The 19218-nt window shown below is 68.6% G+C and carries 15 protein-coding genes; 4 read left to right on the forward strand and 11 right to left on the reverse strand.

The genetic code is table 11. The annotated features are described in order from the left end of the window. Positions 1-41: 41 nt before the first annotated feature. The 5 genes from dxs to dut form a co-directional block, all read right to left on the reverse strand. Positions 42-2006, reverse strand: coding sequence for a 1-deoxy-D-xylulose-5-phosphate synthase (dxs, locus tag CCK91_RS06175; RefSeq protein ID WP_086473325.1), 1965 nt, complete (start codon positions 2004-2006; stop codon positions 42-44). 143 nt (positions 2007-2149) lie between these two features. Continuing rightward, complete coding sequence (locus CCK91_RS06180; RefSeq protein WP_086473326.1) at positions 2150-4969, reverse strand: aconitate hydratase; 2820 nt, start codon at positions 4967-4969, stop codon at positions 2150-2152. A gap of 246 nt (positions 4970-5215) precedes the next feature. Then, positions 5216-5893 carry a DUF3159 domain-containing protein gene (locus CCK91_RS06185; protein WP_086473786.1) on the reverse strand — a complete coding sequence of 226 codons (678 nt, stop codon included), beginning with the start codon at positions 5891-5893 and terminating at the stop codon, positions 5216-5218. A gap of 117 nt (positions 5894-6010) precedes the next feature. After that, positions 6011-6631, reverse strand: a complete 621-nt coding sequence (locus CCK91_RS06190) for a DUF3710 domain-containing protein (RefSeq protein WP_086473327.1) — start codon at positions 6629-6631, stop codon at positions 6011-6013. Continuing rightward, positions 6628-7137, reverse strand: a complete 510-nt coding sequence (dut, locus tag CCK91_RS06195; protein WP_079705885.1) for a dUTP diphosphatase — start codon at positions 7135-7137, stop codon at positions 6628-6630. The genes CCK91_RS06190 and dut overlap by 4 nt, the downstream gene beginning before the upstream one ends. A 38-nt stretch (positions 7138-7175) precedes the next feature. On the opposite strand from dut, the gene CCK91_RS06200 reads away from it, so the two are divergent. After that, complete coding sequence (locus CCK91_RS06200; RefSeq protein WP_086473328.1) at positions 7176-7622, forward strand: DUF3093 domain-containing protein; 447 nt, start codon at positions 7176-7178, stop codon at positions 7620-7622. 87 nt (positions 7623-7709) lie between these two features. Here CCK91_RS06200 and CCK91_RS06205 read toward each other — a convergent pair whose 3' ends face one another. After that, the gene (locus CCK91_RS06205; RefSeq protein WP_056005937.1) at positions 7710-8003 is read right to left on the reverse strand and encodes a DUF4193 domain-containing protein; all 294 of its coding nucleotides are present in this window, start codon (positions 8001-8003) and stop codon (positions 7710-7712) included. A gap of 199 nt (positions 8004-8202) precedes the next feature. Between CCK91_RS06205 and sepH the strand changes: the two genes are divergently transcribed. Next, positions 8203-9321: a septation protein SepH gene (sepH, locus tag CCK91_RS06210; protein ID WP_086473329.1), complete on the forward strand. Its 1119-nt coding sequence runs from the start codon at positions 8203-8205 to the stop codon at positions 9319-9321. Positions 9322-9333: 12 nt separating this feature from the next. On the opposite strand, the gene CCK91_RS06215 is transcribed toward sepH, so the two are convergent. Beyond that, entirely contained in the window at positions 9334-10476 is a 1143-nt protein-coding gene (locus CCK91_RS06215) for an alkaline phosphatase family protein (protein WP_242664408.1), read from the reverse strand. Between the two features lie 87 nt (positions 10477-10563). Between CCK91_RS06215 and CCK91_RS06220 the strand changes: the two genes are divergently transcribed. Beyond that, positions 10564-13071 carry a DNA gyrase/topoisomerase IV subunit A gene (locus CCK91_RS06220; protein WP_086473330.1) on the forward strand — a complete coding sequence of 836 codons (2508 nt, stop codon included), beginning with the start codon at positions 10564-10566 and terminating at the stop codon, positions 13069-13071. 92 nt (positions 13072-13163) lie between these two features. On the opposite strand, the gene CCK91_RS06225 is transcribed toward CCK91_RS06220, so the two are convergent. After that, the gene (locus CCK91_RS06225; RefSeq protein ID WP_242664409.1) at positions 13164-15242 is read right to left on the reverse strand and encodes a DNA gyrase/topoisomerase IV subunit B; all 2079 of its coding nucleotides are present in this window, start codon (positions 15240-15242) and stop codon (positions 13164-13166) included. A 231-nt stretch (positions 15243-15473) separates the two neighbouring features. On the opposite strand from CCK91_RS06225, the gene CCK91_RS06230 reads away from it, so the two are divergent. Continuing rightward, the gene (locus tag CCK91_RS06230; protein ID WP_079705880.1) at positions 15474-15704 is read left to right on the forward strand and encodes a DUF7455 domain-containing protein; all 231 of its coding nucleotides are present in this window, start codon (positions 15474-15476) and stop codon (positions 15702-15704) included. 107 nt (positions 15705-15811) lie between these two features. On the opposite strand, the gene CCK91_RS06235 is transcribed toward CCK91_RS06230, so the two are convergent. Genes CCK91_RS06235 through CCK91_RS06245 form a run of 3 tightly spaced genes read right to left on the reverse strand, consistent with a single transcriptional unit; the run spans position 15812 to position 19147 of the window. Next, entirely contained in the window at positions 15812-16561 is a 750-nt protein-coding gene (locus tag CCK91_RS06235) for a hypothetical protein (RefSeq protein ID WP_086473332.1), read from the reverse strand. Beyond that, positions 16558-17820: a MurT ligase domain-containing protein gene (locus tag CCK91_RS06240; protein WP_086473333.1), complete on the reverse strand. Its 1263-nt coding sequence runs from the start codon at positions 17818-17820 to the stop codon at positions 16558-16560. The genes CCK91_RS06235 and CCK91_RS06240 overlap by 4 nt, the downstream gene beginning before the upstream one ends. Positions 17821-17824: 4 nt before the next feature. Next, on the reverse strand, positions 17825-19147 hold the full coding sequence (locus CCK91_RS06245; RefSeq protein WP_086473788.1) for an RNA polymerase sigma factor: 1323 nt from the start codon (positions 19145-19147) through the stop codon (positions 17825-17827). Positions 19148-19218: the final 71 nt, after the last annotated feature.

A 19218-nucleotide genomic window follows, 5' to 3' on the forward strand; every position in this document is an offset into this window, starting at 1 on the left:
ACTTCGAGTGCACTCGAAGTCAAGCGTGCCACAGCCCCCGCTCAGGCGCCGTGGGGCCTCGTCGTGCTCCGCTCCGAAGACGTGTCCTGCTCGACGCGGTCGTCAGGCAGTGGGCGGGCGACGGGGATCCGGCTGCCGAGGACCTGTGCCACGACGTCGCGGGCGATCTGCTGCGCTGTGAGGCCCGCATCCTCGAGGATCTGCTCGCGTGACGCGTGGTCGATGAACTCGTCCGGCACGCCGAGCTCGTCGACGGCCGTGTCGACGCCGGCCTCGCGGAGGGTCTGCCTGATGCGGGTGCCGATACCTCCGACGCGGATGCCGTCCTCGATGGTGATCACGAGCCGATGCGCCGCGGCGAGCTCGACGAGCGATTCGGCGACGGGGACCACCCAGCGGGGGTCGACGACGGTCGCGCCGATGCCCTGCTGGGCGAGTCGGTCCGCCACGTCGATCGCGATGGGCGCCATCGGGCCGACGGCGACGATGAGGACGTCCGGCTGCTCGGTCGTCCGGATGACGTCGACACCGTCGTGCAGACGCTCGACGGCCGGGAGCTCGGCGGGGGCGCTGCCCTTCGGGAACCGGATGACGGTCGGGGCGTCGTCGATCGAGACGGCCTCACGCAGTTCCTCGCGCAGCCGCTCGCCATCACGCGGTGCCGCGATCCGGATACCCGGGACGACCTGCAGGATCGCGAGGTCCCAGATGCCGTGGTGGCTCGGTCCGTCGGGGCCGGTCACGCCGGCGCGGTCGAGGACGATCGTGACCCCCGCGCGGTGCAGCGCGACGTCCATGAGCAGTTGGTCGAAGGCGCGGTTCACGAACGTCGCGTACACGGCCACCACCGGGTGCAGTCCACCGAACGCGAGCCCGGCCGCCGAAGTGAAGGCGTGCTGCTCGGCGATGCCGACGTCGTGCACCCGCTCGGGGAAGCGTTCGGCGAAGGCGTGGAGCCCGACCGGCCGCAGCATGGCGGCCGTGATGGCCACGACGCGGTCGTCGGCCTCGGCCACCGCGAGGATCTCCTCGCTGAACACGGCCGTCCAGGACGGTCGGGACGCTGCCCCGACGGGCTCCCCGGTCTCGGGATCGATCACGCCGACGGCATGGAACTGGTCGGCGTCGTCGTCCCGTGCCGGCTGGAACCCACGACCCTTCTCGGTGATCGCGTGGACGATCACCGGCGCACCGTAGTGCTTCGCCTGGGTCAGGGCCTCCTCCATCGCGTGGATGTCGTGTCCGTCGACCGGCCCGATGTACTTGATGTCGAGGTTGGAGTAGAGCGCCTCGTTGTTCGTGAGGCGGGACAGGAACCCGTGGGCGCCTCCGCGGACGCCCCGATAGAGCGCGCGTCCCGGACCGCCGAGGAGGTTGAAGGCCCGCTGGCTGCGCTCGCGGAGGTCGCGATAGCTCCGGCGGGTCCGCACACCGCTCAGGAACCGCGCCATACCGCCGATGGTCGGCGCGTACGACCGACCGTTGTCGTTGACGATGATGACGAGCCGGCGGGTGTTGTCGTCGCTGATGTTGTTGAGCGCCTCCCACGTCATGCCGCCCGTCAGTGCGCCGTCGCCGACGACCGCCACCACATGGCGCTCGTCCTGCCCGGTCATCTGGAAGGCGCGGGAGATACCGTCCGCCCAGCTGAGCGAGCTCGACGCGTGCGAGCTCTCGACGATGTCGTGCTCGGATTCGGAACGCTGCGGGTAGCCGGCGAGGCCGCCCCGGGTCCGGAGCCCGGAGAACTCCTGACGGCCGGTCAGGAGTTTGTGGACGTAGGACTGGTGACCGGTGTCGAACACCATCGGGTCCGTTGGGGAGTCGAACACCCGGTGCATCGCGATCGTGAGCTCGACGACGCCGAGGTTCGGACCGAGGTGTCCGCCCGTCTTCGAGACGTTCGCGATGAGGAAGGCGCGGATGTCGCCGGCGAGTTCGACGAGTTCCGCCTCGGAGAGGCCGTCGAGGTCCCGGGGTCCGTTCACCTGATCGAGCACTGTCACGCTGTCGTCCCTCCACCGTGGGCCGTCCGATCGCTCGGAGCCCGTCTTTCGAGTGTACGCGTCGTGGGCGGGGTGGGCGGCGAACGCAGCAGGCCGGCCCCGACGGTTGCTGTCGGGACCGGCCTGGTGGTAGAGCCTCGTCGTCAGACGAGGCTGCGGAGCACGTACTGCAGGATGCCGCCGTTGCGGTAGTAGTCGGCTTCACCTGGCGTGTCGATGCGGACGACCGCGTCGAACTCGACCGGCTCCTTGCCGGGGGCCGAGTGCTCGCTCGGGACGGCGCTCACGCGGACCGTCTTCGGCGTGGTGCCGTTGTTGAGCTCCTCGAGACCGGCGATCGACACGATCTCCGTGCCGTCGAGTCCGAGCGAGGCCCAGCTCTCGCCTTCCGGGAACTGCAGCGGGACGACGCCCATGCCGATGAGGTTCGAGCGGTGGATGCGCTCGAAGCTCTCGGTGATGACCGCCTTGACACCGAGGAGGCTCGTGCCCTTGGCCGCCCAGTCGCGGGAGGAACCGGAGCCGTACTCCTTGCCACCGAAGATGACGAGGGGCGTGCCCTCGGCCTGGTAGTTCTGCGACGCGTCGTAGATGAAGGACTGCGGTGCGTCGGCCTGCGTGAAGTCGCGGGTGTAGCCGCCCTCCACGCCGTCGAGCAGCTGGTTCTTCAGGCGGATGTTCGCGAACGTGCCGCGGATCATGACCTCGTGGTTACCGCGACGCGAGCCGTAGGAGTTGTAGTCCTTCCGACCGACGCCATGCTCGTCGAGGTACCGGCCTGCGGGCGAGTCGGCCTTGATGTTGCCGGCCGGGCTGATGTGGTCGGTCGTGACCGAGTCGCCGAGCTTCGCGAGGACGCGGGCTCCGACGATGTCGGAGACGGGGGTCGTCTCCATGGTCATGCCGTCGAAGTACGGGGGCTTCCGCACGTACGTCGACTCCTCGTCCCACTCGAAGGTCGAGCCCTCGGGGGTCTGGAGCGAACGCCAGCGCTCATCCCCGTCGAAGACGCCGCTGTACTCGTGGTCGAACATCTCCTTGTTGATGGAGGTGTCGATCGTGTGCTGGACCTCTGCCGCGTCGGGCCAGATGTCCTTCAGGAAGATGTCGTTGCCGTCCGCGTCGACACCGAGGGCGTCGACCTCGAAGTCGAAGTTCATCGACCCCGCGAGGGCGTACGCGATGACCAGCGGCGGGCTCGCCAGGTAGTTCATCTTGACGTCCGGGTTGATCCGGCCCTCGAAGTTGCGGTTGCCCGAGAGGACGGCGGTGACGGCGAGGTCGTTGTCCTGGACGGCGGTCGAGATCTCGTCGAGCAGCGGACCGGAGTTGCCGATGCAGGTCGTGCAGCCGTAACCGACCGTGTAGAAGCCGAGGTCCTCGAGGTACTCGGTGAGACCGGCCTTCGCGTAGTAGTCGGTGACGACCTTGGAACCCGGAGCGAGCGTGGTCTTGACCCACGGCTTCGCCTTCAGGCCCTTCTTGCTGGCGTTCCGGGCCAGGAGGCCTGCGGCCAGCATGACCGACGGGTTCGAGGTGTTCGTGCACGAGGTGATCGCGGCGATCGCGACGGCACCGTGGTCGAGGGTGAAGTCGACCCCGTTCTCCTCGAGGGTGACCTGGGTCGGCTTCGAGAGGGACGCCGGAGCGTGGCTCCGGTGCGTGTGGTGGTGGTGGTTGTTCTCGTCCTCGTCCTGCGGCGTGGTACCGGCCGGGTCGGAGGCGGGGAACGAACCGGCGCCCACGAGGTCGACGATGTCGTGCTCGACCGTGGCGTAGTCGACGAGGTCGCGCTCGAACTGAGCCTTCGCGTCCGTCAGCTCGATGCGGTCCTGCGGACGCTTCGGGCCGGCGATCGACGGGACGACGGTGGCGAGGTCGAGCTCGAGGTACTCGCTGAAGACCGGCTCCTGGTCGGCGTCGTGCCACAGCTTCTGGGTCTTGGCGTAGGCCTCGACCAGTGCGATCTGCTCGTCGCTGCGACCGGTGAGGCGCAGGTAGTCGAGCGTGACGTCGTCGATCGGGAACATGGCGGCCGTCGAGCCGAACTCGGGGCTCATGTTGCCGATGGTGGCACGGTTCGCGAGCGGCACCTCGGCGACGCCTGCTCCGTAGAACTCGACGAACTTGCCGACGACGCCGTGCTTGCGGAGCATCTGGGTGATGGTGAGGACGACGTCCGTCGCGGTGACGCCCGTCGGGATGGAGCCGTTCAGCTTGAAGCCGACGACCTTCGGGATGAGCATCGAGACGGGCTGGCCGAGCATGGCGGCCTCTGCCTCGATACCGCCGACGCCCCAGCCGAGCACGCCCAGGCCGTTGACCATGGTCGTGTGCGAGTCGGTGCCGACGCAGGTGTCGGGGTAGGCGCGCAGGACGCCGCCGACCTCGCGCGTCATCGTGACGCGGGCGAGGTACTCGATGTTGACCTGGTGCACGATGCCGGTTCCCGGCGGGACGACCTTGAAGTCGTCGAACGCCGTCTGGCCCCAGCGGAGGAACTGGTACCGCTCGCCGTTGCGCTCGTACTCGAGCTCGACGTTGCGCTCGAGCGCGTTCTCGCTGCCGAAGAGGTCGGCGATGACCGAGTGGTCGATGACCATCTCGGCCGGGGCGAGCGGGTTGATCTTGTCGGCGGAGCCGCCGAGTGCCTCGACCGCTTCGCGCATGGTGGCGAGGTCTACGATGCACGGCACGCCGGTGAAGTCCTGCATGACGACGCGAGCCGGGGTGAACTGGATCTCGGTGTCGGGATCCGCGGTCGGAACCCAGTCGCCGATCGCGCGGATGTGCGCCTCGGTGATGTTGGCACCGTCCTCGGTGCGCAGCAGGTTCTCGAGGAGCACCTTGAGGCTGAACGGCAGCTTCTCGTGACCCTCCACCGTGTCGATGCGATAGATCTCGTAGTCGGTCGTCCCGACAGTCAGGGTGCCTTTCGCCCCGAAGCTGTTCACGGTGGACATATCGTCTTCTCCTTCGTTGGCGGCGGCGAGTGCTCACTCACGTGCGTTCCGACCAATCTTGCTGCTGGCGGGTGCTCCGCGGCTAGCAAGGCTTGCCTAACTACAGGCTGGGGCGCGTCGTGTCATCTCGGCATCGCTCATCTATCTTGATGTCGAGACAATTCTAGCATCGAGGATCGGGTCCTCCCGACATGACGAGAGCCCGGCCCGAGACACGCTGACGCGTCGGGCCGGGCTCTCGGCGGATCACTCGGTGGATGCCTGCGGCGCCTTCGGGAACACGGCGCGGACGACGAGCCAGCTGAGGACGAGCAGCGGCGCGTAGAGCGGGATGCCCATGAGGAGCCGGAGCGTCCCGAGGAGTTCGACGTTCCCACTGAAGTAGAGGGGCAGCTGCACGAGGAGTCGTGCGGCGAACATGGCCACCCACACCAGCGTGAGCCACCGCATGGCGCGTCGTTGTCCGGGGTGGGAGCGCCAGCTCGTGCCGCTGCCCATGAGGTAGCCGGCCACGAGTCCGACGACGGGCCACCCGACGAGCACCGAGACGAGGAGGGCCACGGCGTAGGCGCCGTTGGTCCAGAACCCGACGACGTAGAAGTCCTCAGCGCGCCCGGACAGCAGGGCCAGGGCTGCTGAGAGTGCGATGCCGAGCAGGCCACCGACGGCCTGCGTGACCGGCTGCCGCTGAACGAGGCGAGCCACGGAGAAGAGGACCCCGAGTGCGACCGGAGCGATGATCGACGGGAGCAGGTCGAGGGTCAGCGTATAGACGACGAGGAACAGGAGTCCGGGCAGGATCGCCTCGACGATGCCGCGCACGCCACCCATGGCGAGCAGCAACGCCTTGCCGGTGGGGGCGTCGCCCTCGGCCATCGCGCCCAGACCGGACTTGCGTGCGGCGGCACCGAACGCAGCGGACATCGATTCACCGAGCCGCTGCCGATCCGCATCACCCGTGGCATCAGGGGAACCCGACGCGTCACGGTGCTCGACCGGGTCGACTCCGCGGGGCTCCGGTTCTCGTGCGTCCGTCATCGACTACGCGCTCGTGGCCGTCGGCATACGCAGCGGGATGAGGTCGCGCGGCGGCATGGGCGAGTTGCCCCGGACGACGACGAGGCTGCGGAAGAGGTCGTCCACGAGCGCTGCGGCGTCCGGCTTCGACGCGCCCTCCCCCGCGACGACGCCGCGGAGGAACCAGCGAGGACCGTCGACGCCGATGAAGCGTGCCAGGTGGGTCGCATCGGTGCCCGCGGCACCACCGGTCGGCACCTCGGCGACGAGCTCCGGGCCGAACTCGCCCTCGCGCTCGGTCACGGTGCCGCCCTGCTGGGCGATCTGCTCGGCGATCTGCGACCGGGTCTCGTTCCACAGACCGGTCGACCGCGGGGCGGCGAACGGCTGGACCTGCAGGGTGGAACCGGCGTAGTCGAGGCCGACCGCGACGACGCGCTTCGTCGCCTCCTCCACCTCGAGGCGGAGGTTCAGGCCTTCCCGCGGCAGCACCTTGACTCCACCGAGGTCGATGTAGGGGCGGACGGGGTTCGCCTCGCTCTCGTCGAACGGGCCGGCGGTCTCGCGGTCCTCGGGTGCGGACTTCGCGTCGTCGGGCAGCTCCGCGTCGAGGTCGAGGTCTGGGAGGTCTTCGAGTTCGCTCATGCGAGGGTTCCTGTCTGCGCGGCACCGTCGGTGCTGATGGTTGGGTCGGTGGCGGCCGGTGTCGTGGCGAGCGAGCCGACGCCGGTCGAACCGAAGCCTCCGGCTCCTCGTGCGCTGCCTGGCAATCGCTCCACCGGGATGAAGTTGGCGCGGGACACCGGCATCACGATGAGCTGGGCGATGCGGTCGCCCGGCTCGACGGTGAAGGAGGTGTGACGGTCGGTGTTGAGGAGCGTGACCTTGATCTCGCCGCGATACCCGGCGTCGACCGTGCCCGGCGAGTTGACGACGGTGATGCCGTGTTTCGCCGCGAGACCGCTTCGCGGGACGACGAACGCGGCATGGCCGTCGGGCAGGGCGATCGAGACGCCGGTGCCGACGAGCGCACGCTCACCCGGTTCGAGCACGACGTGCTCGGCGGACACGAGATCCGCACCCGCATCGCCGGGGTGTGCATAGCCGGGCAGATCCGGCGCGATAATGAGTACGTCAACGCTTTCGGTCACGAATCGAGGGTAGTGCAGTTCTCTGAGACAAGGCAGACATGCAGCCGTACCGTGAAACCCTCTGGCCCAGCCCCTGGGTCATCATCGCTCTCGCCCTCGTGGTGCCGGCGACCATGCTCGTCCTCGCGCCCGTTTCGCTCGCGGCGGGGATCGTCGGGGCGGTGGTGCTGTACGGCGGGTGCCTTGCGCTGGCGTTCGGGACGGCGCCGAGGATCCAGGTCTCCGAGGCGAGCCTGTCGGTCGGGAAGGCGTCGATCCCGCTCGGGTTCATCGGTGAGGTCGTGGTGTACACCGGGACGGACGCGACCGCGCAGCTCCGCACCAAGCTCGATGCACGCGCCTGGCTCATGATCCGCGGGTGGGTGCACAGCCTCGTGAAGGTGGAGATCGTCGACCCCGCCGACCCGACGCCGTACTGGCTGCTGTCGTCCCGTCGGCCGCAGGCCCTGGCGGATGCGATCGCCGCCGCACGCACGCACGCCTGAGGCGACCACCGCTCGAAGCCGCAACGACAGAACCCCTCCGGATCGTGATCCGGAGGGGTTCTGTGTGCCACTCGCGCGGCGGTGCTGTCAGGCTGCGCACTCCGCGCAGATCGGGCCGAACTTGCCCTCGTGGTCGAGCTGCGAGCGGTGCTTCACGAGGAAGCACTCCATGCAGGTGAACTCGTCCGCCTGGGGCGGGAGCACGACGACGTCGAGGTCGAGGTCGGAGAGGTCGGATCCACCCAGGTTGTAGTCACCCGGGTTGTCAGCGTCTTCGGAGTCGACGACTCCGGACAGCTTGTCTGGAACGCGCTCCTTCAGGGCCTCGATCGACTCGGAATCGTCGTCGGTCTTGCGGGGAGCGTCGTAATCAGTTGCCATGCCTATCCACTTCTCGATGCCGTCGGAACAAAATCGGCGGGCACAGTTTGCATCAGTTCCGCATGAATTGCAAACCGTGTTCGGGAGGGTGTGCGGAACCTTCCCGTGCAACTGACGGCACGCCCGGCGTATTCCCCGAATACGCCCGTGATCCGTGAGAACGTGGGTCAATCACGTGGCACGCTGAGAGGCATTCATCATGCAGGAATTGAAGGTAGTCGGAGCGGAGCTCGGCGCTCTGATCGTTGCAGATCGGAACGAGGAGGAATACCGCCTCATCGTCGACGATTCGTTCCACGTCCACCTGCGGCGGGCGAAGCCGGCCGGTGCGCCGATCGGTGGGAACACCAAGATCTCCCCGAGGGAAGTGCAGGCGCACATCCGCAGCGGGCTCTCCGCCGAGGACGTCGCAGCGGTCACCGGTGCCTCACTGGAGTACGTGCAGCGGTTCGAGGGTCCGGTGATGGCGGAGCGCGAGCACATCGTCGGCACCGCCCTGGGCGTCGCCGTCCTGCCGACGACGGACACGTCGGCCGACGACATCGAAGCCACCTTCGGGAACGTCATCCGGGCTCGACTCGAGAAGCTCGGCGCGACCGACGAACGGTGGACGAGCTGGAAGGAACCCGAGGGCGGCTGGATCGTCAAGCTGTCCTTCACGGCCGACCAGGTCGACCACGACGCCCGATGGGCGTTCGAGCCGAAGAAGCTCGCCCTCACGCCCATCGGGAGCGAAGCCACGACTCTCTCGCGTCAGGGCGACCTGCCGGCCGCATTGATCCCCCGGTTGCGCGCGGTCGACACCGACGACTCCCCCGACACCTCACGCTTCGACAGCGGCGCGTTCTCCCTGGACCGGGTGTCGACGCCGCAGCAGACCGAGACCGACCGTCCCGCCGAGACGCGTCCGATCGAGCCGTTGCCGTTCGCCGCCGACACTGGCTTCGGCCGCGCACCGTCCTCGAAGGCTGCGACGCAGGCCGCGATCAACCGTGAGGCGTCGAGCCCAGAGCAGCACAACCAGACCGCCGACCTGTTGGAGGCGCTCCGCAAGCGCCGTGGCGAGCGGGAGGCCGCCCCCAGCGAACCCGAACCTGTCGAGCGCCCCAGTGCGCCGCACGCCGTCCCGGACCAGCAGACCCCGCTGGCGGTGTTCGACACCGGTGAGTTCGAGGCCGCCCAGCAGCGACGCGCGGGCGATGCCGAGTCCTCCGATGGCGGCACGCCGTCCGGCGCGAAGGCACGCCGAGGTCGGGCGTCGATGCCGTCCTGGGACGAGATCGTGTTCGGAGCGAAGTCCGACGACGACCCGGTCTGATCGGTCCGGGCCTCAGGGCTCGTAACGACCGAGGCCGAGCAGCGGTATCCGGCGTTCCTCGTCGGTGAGTGATCCGTGCTGCCCGATCATGCCCCTCGCGCTCTGATCGGCGGGACGTGAGTCGTAGTAGGCGATGCGCTTCCGGGCTGCGACGATGACGTCGCCGATCCGTGGCAGTACCTCAGGGTCGACCTCGCCGTACCAGCCGTGGTCGATCGCCTGCTCGCGTGTCGCGATCCAGGCGCGGCCGCCCTCCTCGGCTCGCCAGGCTTCAGCCAGGCGCTCCCGATCCACTGGGCCCGCGTCGGCGTCCAGATAGAGGTGGAGGCATCGCGGCTCCCCGCCGATGTGGCGGACGCCGGCCACGAGCTCGGGGACCTGGTCGAAGAGCACGTGCTGGTGGGGTGCGACGTCGATCACCCCGTGGTCGGCGGTGACGAGCACGCCGGTCGACGCGGGCAGGCGGGACGACCACCGCTTGAGATCGCCGTCGAGTTCCTCGAGGAGCGCCGTCCAGCGTCCCGACTCCCACCCGTACTCGTGCGCCGCCTGGTCGAGCTCGGGGACGTACACGTAGCTGAGTGTGGGTCCGGCGGTCGTGGAAACGATCTCGCGGGCGGCGTCGAGGCGGTCCGCCATCGAGCGGCCGGCCCGGTAGTCCGCCCCTCGGAGCACCGCTCGGGTGAAGCCCGAGTTGCGATACCGCTCCTGGCCGATCACCGTCGTCGTGACACCCTGGGCTCTCGCTCGCTCGAACACGGTCGGGAGGCGCTGCCAGGTCTCGGGCACCATGCCGGCGTCCCAGCCGTTGAGTTGGTTCACGACCCGGTCCCCCGACACGTCCCGTGCTCGGTAGCTGACGAGGCCGTGCCGGCCCGGCAACGAGCCGGTGGTCAGCGTCGCGATCCCGGCCGCGGTCGTCGACGGGAACGCCGACGTCGTGGTGGAGCGCGGACCGAGGCGCGGCGCGAGGAACCGAGCGTGGGCGGCCGCTCCGCGGAGGTTCGCGGCGCCGAGGCCGTCGACGAGGACGACGACGGCATGGTCGGCCCGGGGCAGCGATCCACCGCCCACCGTCAGGGATGCGAGGCAATCCGGGAGGACACCGGCAAGGCTGCGTGACTCCGGATCGACCGTCGGTAGCATGGTGGTCATCGGGCTCAGTCTCGCACACCGCGCTGACGACCACGCCCCGCCATCCTCGCCGAGCACCGGCTCGACTCCCCTCAGCAGAGACACGGAATGACCCGCCAACAGCAGACCCCGCCGACGGAGACCAGTGGCGAGCGCATCGAGGACATCGATGTCTCGTCGGAGATGCAGACCTCCTTCCTGGAGTACGCCTATTCGGTCATCTACGCCCGTGCCCTCCCCGACGCGCGCGACGGCCTGAAGCCGGTCCAGCGCCGCATCCTCTACCAGATGACCGAGATGGGCCTGCGCCCGGATCGTGGCCATGTGAAGTCGGCCCGCGTCGTCGGGGAAGTGATGGGGAAGCTGCACCCGCACGGCGACACGGCCATCTACGACGCACTCGTCCGCCTCGCACAGCCCTTCACGCTCCGCGTCCCGCTCATCGACGGGCATGGGAACTTCGGCTCGCTCGACGACGGACCCGCCGCGCCGCGGTACACGGAGGCCCGGCTGGATGCCGCCGCACTCGCGCTGACGGCCGACCTCGACGAGGACGTCGTCGACTTCGTCCCGAACTACGACAACCAGTTCATGCAGCCCGAGGTCCTCCCGGCCGCGTTCCCGAACCTCCTCGTGAACGGCGCCAGCGGCATCGCGGTCGGCATGGCCACCAACATGGCGCCGCACAACCTCGTCGAGGTGATCGGTGCGGCACGGCACCTCATCGCGCATCCTCAGGCCACCCTCGAGGACCTGATGGAGTTCGTCCCGGGTCCCGACCTCCCCTCGGGCGGCACGATCGTCGGTCTGGACGGCATCAAGGACGCCTACGCCACCGGTCGCGGCTCCTTCAAGACCCGCGCGAAGGTCTCCGTCGAGCCGGTCACCGCGCGGAAGACCGGTCTGGTCATCACCGAACTGCCCTACCTGGTCGGTCCGGAGAAGATCATCGAGAAGATCAAGGACGGTGTCAGCTCCAAGAAGCTCAACGGCATCTCCGACGTCACCGACCTGACGGACCGCATCCACGGGCTCCGCCTCGTGATCGGGATCAAGACCGGCTTCTCCCCCGAAGCCGTCCTGGAGCAGCTCTATCGCTACACGCCCCTCGAGGACTCCTTCAGCATCAACAACGTCGCGCTCGTCGACGGCGGCCCGCAGACGCTCGGCCTCCGGGAACTGCTGCAGGTGTACGTCGACCACCGCATCAGCGTGGTCACCCGCCGGAGCCGGTTCCGGTTGGCGAGACGCAAGGAACGCCTCCACCTCGTGGAGGGCCTCCTCATCGCCATCCTCGACATCGACGAGGTCATCCAGGTCATCCGCGCGAGCGACGACTCCGAACAGGCCCGCGCGAGGCTCATCGAGGTCTTCGACCTCTCGCAGCTGCAGGCCGAGTACATCCTCGAGCTCCGTCTTCGACGACTCACCAAGTTCTCGCGGATCGAGCTCGAGGCCGAGCGCGACAAGCTGCTGGCCGAGATCGCCGAACTCGAGCGGTTGCTCGGGAGCCAACGACTCATCCGCGCCGCGGTCGCCGCTGAGCTCGCCGCTGCGGCCGAGCAGTTCGGCACACCGCGCCGGACCATGCTGACGAACGCGAAGCCGAGCGTCGCGACGACCGGCCGAGGGAAGAGCGCCCCGGTGCTCGAGCTCGCCGACACCCCGTGCCGCGTCTACCTCAGCGCGACCGGACGGGCGCTCCGCGTCGACCTCGAGCAGGACGCGCCCGCCCCACGACCCGGTCGGCGGAGCAAGCACGATGCGATCCTGAGTGTCGTCGAGACCACGAGCCGCACCGAACTCGGTGCGGTCACGAGCCTCGGTCGCGTCATCCGGTTCACCCCGCTCGACCTCCCCGCGGTGCCGGCGGCCTCCATCCAGCTCGCGGCCGGGGTCCGGATGGGCGAGTACCTGTCGCTCCCGAACCGCGATGAGCGCGTGCTGGCGATCGTCTCGCTGACCTCGGAGCAACCGATCGTGCTGGGAACCGAGACCGGCGTGGTCAAGCGGGTCATCCCCGGCGACCTGCCGAACAAGCCGGACTTCGAGGTCATCACGCTCAAGCCACGCGACCACGTCGTCGGGGCCACCCAGGTCGGCGACGACGCGGAACTCGTCTTCGTCGCCTCCGATGCCCAACTGCTCCGGTTCGCCGCGACGTCCGTCCGTCCGCAGGGGCGGGCCGCGGGTGGCATGGCCGGCATCAACCTGGCGGCCGGTGCGAAGGTCATCTCGTTCACGGCGGTCCTGCCCACCGACGACGTCGTCGTCGTGACGGTCGCGACCAATTCGCTGACGCTCGCCGGAACGGACACCGGGAGCGCGAAGGTGTCGGAGTTCTCCGAGTTCCCCGCCAAGGGTCGTGCGACCGGCGGTGTCCGGTCGCAGCGCTTCCTGAAGGGCGAGGACCAGCTGGCCGTCGCGTGGGTCGGTGCCGCTCCGGCGCACGCAGTCGGGACGGACGGGACACCGCGGACGCTCCCGGAGGTCGGCGCGAAGCGGGATGCCTCAGGGGTGCCGCTCGACGCCCCCGTCGGGTTCATCGGTGGCGCGATCACCGCACCGGCAGCACCGGCGACGGACGACGCGGTAGCGAGCGACGAATCGCCCTGATCGGAGCTGCGCACTGACGAAGGCCCGGATCGAGCGCACTGCTCGATCCGGGCCTTCGTCGTCGGTCCTGCTTCTTGGTGGACGACCGACGATCAGACGTCGATGCTCTCCCGTGACAGCCGGTCGGAGCTGTCGACGATGAACTCCTTGCGCGGGGCGACGTCGTTGCCCATGAGGAGTTCGAAGATCCGTCCGGCCGACTCCGCATCCTCGACCCGGACACGGCGCAGCGTCCGGTGACGGCGGTCCATGGTGGTCGTGGCCAGCTGGTCGGCGTCCATCTCGCCCAGGCCCTTGTAGCGCTGGATCGGTTCCTGGTGCTTCTTGCCGGTGCGCTTGAGGTCGCTGAGCACCGCGTGCAGTTCGGCTTCGGAGTAGGTGTAGATCGTCTCGTTCGGCTTGGAGCCGGGATTGATGACGATGACGCGGTGGAGCGGCGGTACCGCGGCGAACACGCGACCCGCTTCGATCAGCGGCCGCATGTACCGGAAGAAGAGCGTGAGCAGGAGCGTCCGGATGTGGGCGCCGTCGACGTCGGCGTCGCTCATGAGGATGATCTTGCCGTAGCGGGCGGCGTCGAGATCGAACGATCGTCCGGAGCCCGCGCCGATGACCTGGATGATGGACGCGCACTCCGCGTTCGACAGCATGTCGGAGACGGAGGCCTTCTGCACGTTGAGGATCTTGCCTCGGATCGGGAGCAGCGCCTGATAGGAGCTGTCTCGGGCGAGCTTCGCCGTACCCAGTGCCGAGTCGCCCTCGACGATGAAGAGTTCGCTGGACTCGAGGTTGCCTGAGCGGCAGTCGACCAGCTTGGCCGGGAGCGACGAGTTCTCGAGCGCGTTCTTGCGGCGTTGCGTCTCCTTGTGGGTCCGCGCGGAGATCCGGGACTTCATCTCCGACACGATCTTCTCGAGCACGAGCGCGGTCTGCGCCTTGTCGTCGCGCTTGGTCGAGGCGAACCGCTCCTTGAGCTCCTTCGTGACGACGTTGGCGACGATCGCGCGGACCGCCGGCGTACCGAGGATCTCCTTAGTCTGGCCCTCGAACTGCGGCTCCGCGAGGCGCACCGTCAGCACCGCTGTGAGGCCCGCGAGGACGTCGTCCTTCTCGAGCTTGTCCGAGCCGACCTTGAGTCGACGGGCGTTCTGCTCGACCTGGGCGCGGAGGAACTTCAGGAGGCCCTGATCGAATCCGAGTTGGTGCGTACCGCCCTTCGGCGTGGCGATGATGTTGACGAAGCTGCGCATGACCGTCTCGTATCCGGTCCCCCACCGCAGCGCGATGTCGACCTCCGCCTCGCGCTCCACCTCGGTGGCGACCATGGTGCCCGACGACGACAGCACCGGGACGGTCTCGGTGAACGTGCCGCTGCCGGTGAGGCGCCAGGTGTCGGTGAGTGCGGTGTCGCCCGCGAGGTAGTCGACGAACTCGGAGATCCCACCCTCGTAGCGGAACATCGCCTCGGTCGGCTCCTCGACGGTCTCGTCGCGGATGTGGATCCCGAGCCCCTTGATGAGGAAGGCGGTCTGGCGCGCGCGGCCGAGGAGCTCCTCGGCCTGGAACTGGGCGCCCTTCGTGAAGATCTGGCGGTCGGCCCAGTAGCGGATCCGGGTGCCGGTCACGCCGCGCTTCGTCTTGCCGATGACGCGGAGCTCGCTCTGCTTCTCGAACGGCGTGAAGGGTGCGTCCGGGGTCGGCTCCCCCGTGTCGGCGAAGATACCCGGCTCACCGCGGTGGAACGACATGGCGTAGGTCTTGCCGCCGCGATCGACCTCGACGTCGAGTCGCTCGGACAGGGCGTTGACGACGGATGCGCCGACGCCGTGCAGCCCGCCGGACGCGGCGTACGAACCGCCGCCGAACTTCCCACCGGCGTGGAGCTTGGTGAAGACGACCTCGACACCGGAGAGGCCGGTCTTCGGCTCGATGTCCACCGGGATACCACGTGCGTGGTCGCGCACCTCGACGCTCTGGTCGGCGTGGAGGACGATCTCGATCTGATCGCCGTATCCGCCGAGGGCCTCGTCGACGGAGTTGTCGATGATCTCCCAGAGGCAGTGCATGAGGCCACGCGAGTCGGTGGAACCGATGTACATGCCCGGTCGCTTGCGCACCGCCTCGAGGCCTTCGAGGACGGAGAGATGCCTGGCGGAGTAGTCGCTGCTCACGCTTCCCAGCGTAGTCGTCGGCACCGACACGCCGAGGGAGACACTCGGCGCGCGATCGCCCGGACCCGCTCGACGGCGCGTTCTCGCGGGCCGTCGACCCATCCGGCTGCACGGTTGATCCGAATCATCTACGCGCACAGCGAAACGAACACGGAATGGGACCCCGTTGTGACAATCGCGTGCTTTCATGAGTACTACGAGTTTCGTAGCCGCCCGAGTCAGGAGGAGCACATGTCACAGACTGCTACCGAGAGCACGCCGAGTGACCTCGACGCCCAGCAACTGACTGCCGCCGATCGTTGCGATCTGTGCGGAGCACAGGCCTACATCCGCGTGCAGATGAACAGCGGTGAACTGCTGTTCTGCGCGCACCACGGCAAGAAGTACCAGGAGAAGCTGACGCAGGTCGCGACCGACTGGCACGACGAGTCCGCGCGACTCTTCAACGAGCAGCGCGCCTAGTCCACCGGCATCACGACGAAGGGCCCCGGATCCGAGATCCGGGGCCCTTCGTCATGTCATCGAGGAAGCTCGGTCTCAGACCAGCGCGGGCTCGATCGCGCGCGGACTCAGGCGAGGGCCGAGACGATCTGCGCTCTGGCGTTGGCGGCGATCTCGTCGAGGGCGTGGAGTTCCGGAGATTCGTCGAGCATCGACGTGCCCCCGGCGACCGTGATCGCCAGACGGAGCAGCCGATCCGCCAGTTCCGGGTTCTTGGCAAGGACGGGACCGTGCAGGTGGGTTCCGACGAACGGTCCGACCAGCGCACCCTCCGTGCCGTCGCCGTTGCCTCGTCCGTGCTGCACGGTGCCGATCGACTCGACGCCCGTCCCGGCTCGGAAGTCCCGCCCGTGGTTCTCGTACCCGACGAGTACCGGGGCGTCGAGCTCGAGGCCGCCGCTCGGCACGACGACGAGGTCGTCACTCGCCCGCGTGCGCCGCAACGGGGCGTCGCCCTCGATGATGGCGAGGCCCTCGACCCAGCTCCCCGGTACCAGCTCGAGCCGGCGAGTGAGGAGCTTCCATCCGTTGGCGACCGCGAGGACGGGCACGCCGGCCTCCACCCAGGCGATGAACGCGTCGCGGAACGGCCGGAGCGCCTCGAGCACCTGTGGCGCCGACGGGTCGTCGCACGACCCGAGGACGACCGCGTGGACCGTGCTCGGGAGCTCGGCGACCGACTCGACCGGGACGAGCTCGACGGCGAGGCCACGCGCGCGGGCCCGGCGAGCGAGGACCGCGCCGTTCTCGGCGTCGCCGTTCACATTGCAGCTCGAGGGAAGGAGGACGGCGATGGTGATCGTCGGCTCGGTCGTCATGCGTCGTCCTGATCGTTCGAGGCGAGGCCGAGGTGCGCGCGGGTGCGGCGCATCGAGTCGGCGGTGAAGATCACGGTCTTCCGACCGTGCGAGGGCGCAGGGAGGGCGAGGAACGCGTCCAACGCCGTGCCGAGGTCCGGTTCGATCCGGTCGATCTCGACGCCGTCGTAGCCCAGCTGCAGCGCGGCCTCCCAGGCCTTGGACCCAGACACGAGCGCCACACGACCGAGCCTGGACGTGTCGACCGGCCAGAGGTACGAGGGATCGCGGACGTCGCTCCCGACGGCAACCAGGATCTGCTCCGTGTCGGCCGCCAGGCTGTCGACGTTGAGCTGGAAGCTCGCGGGGTTCTGGACGAGGACGAACTCGACCTCGACACCGCGGACGGTCGTCACCTCACCGCGGCCGAACACCGGCGTGAGCGCACGGAACGACTCCGACGCGATGGTGAGCTGGAACTCGGGGCCGAGGATCGCGGCGGCGCCGGAGAGGGCTGCAGCGGCATCCACGGCGTAGTGCACGCCGCGAGCCGGCAGACGGAACCGGACGGTCTCGCCGCGGTGGGTGATGGACACCAGGTCGCCGTCGAGGGCTTCGACGACGGTTCCGGAACCGGGGTCGACCCGATCGGATGAGGTCGTGCTGTACCCGAGGCCGCGTGCGCTGGCGCCGAGCACCGCCGTCGAGACGCCGTACCGCCATCGCGTCGCGTCGCTGCCTGGCGCGACGGCGTCGATGAGCGCGTCATCGCCGTTCAAGACAAGCGACGTGCTGGATCGGGCAGCGATCGCGTCGAGCATGCGCGCCACCATGGCAGCGTCGTGGAAGCGGTCGATCTGGTCGACGGACACGTTCGTCAGGATGACGTGGGCGGGCGCGAGTCGCGGCGCGATGAGCGCGCCGTGTCCTTCGTCCATCTCGAGCACCCCGAGCTCGGCGTCGATCCGGCCACGGAGGTCGGCTCGTTCGAGGAGAGCCGAGGTGAGGCCCTGGGAGATGTTCGCCGTGGACGGGTTCGTGAAGACCGACACACCGTGGGCACGCAGGATGCCGACGAGCATCTTGGTCGTCGTCGACTTCCCGCTCGAGCCGCTTACGATCACGAGACCACGCGGGAAGGCGTTCAACGTGTCGGGGAGGAACCCGGGCGCGATGCGGTTGACCACGAGGCCGGGAACGGCCGATCCCCCGCCCGGCTTGCGCAGCCTGGCGAGGAATCGGACGGCACGACCGGCGAGGATGGCCGGGGCGTAGCGCATGCTCCTACTCGAGGTAGTCGCGGAGCGACTGGGATCGGCTCGGGTGACGCAGCTTCGCCATGGTCTTCGACTCGATCTGCCGGATGCGCTCACGGGTGACTCCGAAGGTGTCGCCGATCTGGTCGAGCGTCTTCGGCATGCCGTCGCCGAGGCCGAAGCGCATCCGGATGACGCCCGCTTCCCGCTCGGAGAGCGAGTCGAGGAGCGACTCCAGCTGCTTCTGCAGCATCGTGAAGCTGACGGCGTCGGCCGGCACGACCGCCTCGGTGTCCTCGATGAGGTCGCCGAACTCGCTGTCGCCGTCTTCGCCGAGGGGCGTGTGCAGCGAGATGGGCTCGCGGCCGTACTTCTGGACCTCGATGACCTTCTCAGGCGTCATATCGAGTTCGCGGCTGAGCTCCTCGGGCGTGGGCTCGCGGCCCAGGTCCTGCAGCATCTGCCGCTGGACGCGGGCGAGCTTGTTGATGACCTCGACCATATGCACCGGGATGCGGATGGTGCGCGCCTGGTCGGCCATGGCGCGCGTGATGGCCTGACGGATCCACCAGGTCGCGTAGGTGGAGAACTTGAAGCCCTTGGTGTAGTCGAACTTCTCGACCGCACGGATGAGGCCCAGGTTGCCCTCCTGGATGAGGTCGAGGAACTGCATGCCGCGGCCCGTGTACCGCTTGGCGAGGCTCACGACGAGTCGGAGGTTCGCCCCGAGGAGGTGGCTCTTGGCGCGGGCGCCGTCCTTCGCGACCCACTGGAGCTCACGGCCGACGCGCGAGCGCTTCTCGAGGTCGGAGAGCTGGGCGAGCTTGTCCTCGGCGAAGAGGCCCGCCTCGATGCGCATCGCGAGCTCGACCTCTTCGGCCGCGTTGAGGAGCGCGACCTTGCCGATCTGCTTCAGGTAGTCCTTGACCGGGTCGGCGGTGGCGCCGGTGATCGCGGCCGAATACACCGGGATCTCGTCGTCGTCGCTGTTGGAGAGCACGAGTGCGTCGGTGGGGAGGGTGATCTCCGGCACGGACTTGTCGTCCTCCTCTTCGACCGCCTCGGCGGTGTCGACTGCGGGCGCGTCGACCACGGCGTCGTCGGCGACGACCTCGACGACGACGTCCTCGTCGTCCGTGCCCTCATCGGGCTCCGTGCTGGACTTCGTGCCCGCCTTGGCGCGGGTGGCCTTCTTGGGAGCAGCCTTCGCTCGGGTCGTGGTGGCCTTGGTGGTCCGAGCCTTCGCTGCGGGAGCCTCCGTGGCCTCGTCTGCTGGCGCTGCTTCGTCTGCGCGAGCCGTCTTGGTGGCCATAGCTGCACCTTCCTGTTCGGACCCGGCATGGACAGTCATCGCCGGATCGTCCGTGATTTCGGACATTACGAGGACCCATGTCAAGTCTTGGTGCAGTGCAACCCGAAAAG

Origin of the sequence: Plantibacter elymi (nom. nud.) (genome assembly GCF_900177795.1) — a bacterium.
Classification (GTDB): Bacteria; Actinomycetota; Actinomycetes; order Actinomycetales; family Microbacteriaceae; genus Plantibacter; species Plantibacter elymi.

What these genes read in the sequence shown, in the direction of transcription:
- CCK91_RS06205 (WP_056005937.1), bottom strand. Translation starts at nt 8,003, where the DNA reads ATGGCAACTGATTACGACGCTCCCCGCAAGACCGACGACGATTCCGAG.
- CCK91_RS06240 (WP_086473333.1), bottom strand. Translation starts at nt 17,820, where the DNA reads ATGCGCTACGCCCCGGCCATCCTCGCCGGTCGTGCCGTCCGATTCCTC.
- CCK91_RS06180 (WP_086473326.1), bottom strand. Translation starts at nt 4,969, where the DNA reads ATGTCCACCGTGAACAGCTTCGGGGCGAAAGGCACCCTGACTGTCGGG.
- sepH (WP_086473329.1), top strand. Translation starts at nt 8,203, where the DNA reads ATGCAGGAATTGAAGGTAGTCGGAGCGGAGCTCGGCGCTCTGATCGTT.
- CCK91_RS06245 (WP_086473788.1), bottom strand. Translation starts at nt 19,147, where the DNA reads ATGACTGTCCATGCCGGGTCCGAACAGGAAGGTGCAGCTATGGCCACC.
- CCK91_RS06200 (WP_086473328.1), top strand. Translation starts at nt 7,176, where the DNA reads ATGCAGCCGTACCGTGAAACCCTCTGGCCCAGCCCCTGGGTCATCATC.
- CCK91_RS06185 (WP_086473786.1), bottom strand. Translation starts at nt 5,893, where the DNA reads ATGTCCGCTGCGTTCGGTGCCGCCGCACGCAAGTCCGGTCTGGGCGCG.
- CCK91_RS06220 (WP_086473330.1), top strand. Translation starts at nt 10,564, where the DNA reads ATGACCCGCCAACAGCAGACCCCGCCGACGGAGACCAGTGGCGAGCGC.
- CCK91_RS06235 (WP_086473332.1), bottom strand. Translation starts at nt 16,561, where the DNA reads ATGACGACCGAGCCGACGATCACCATCGCCGTCCTCCTTCCCTCGAGC.
- CCK91_RS06215 (WP_242664408.1), bottom strand. Translation starts at nt 10,476, where the DNA reads ATGACCACCATGCTACCGACGGTCGATCCGGAGTCACGCAGCCTTGCC.
- CCK91_RS06190 (WP_086473327.1), bottom strand. Translation starts at nt 6,631, where the DNA reads ATGAGCGAACTCGAAGACCTCCCAGACCTCGACCTCGACGCGGAGCTG.
- CCK91_RS06230 (WP_079705880.1), top strand. Translation starts at nt 15,474, where the DNA reads ATGTCACAGACTGCTACCGAGAGCACGCCGAGTGACCTCGACGCCCAG.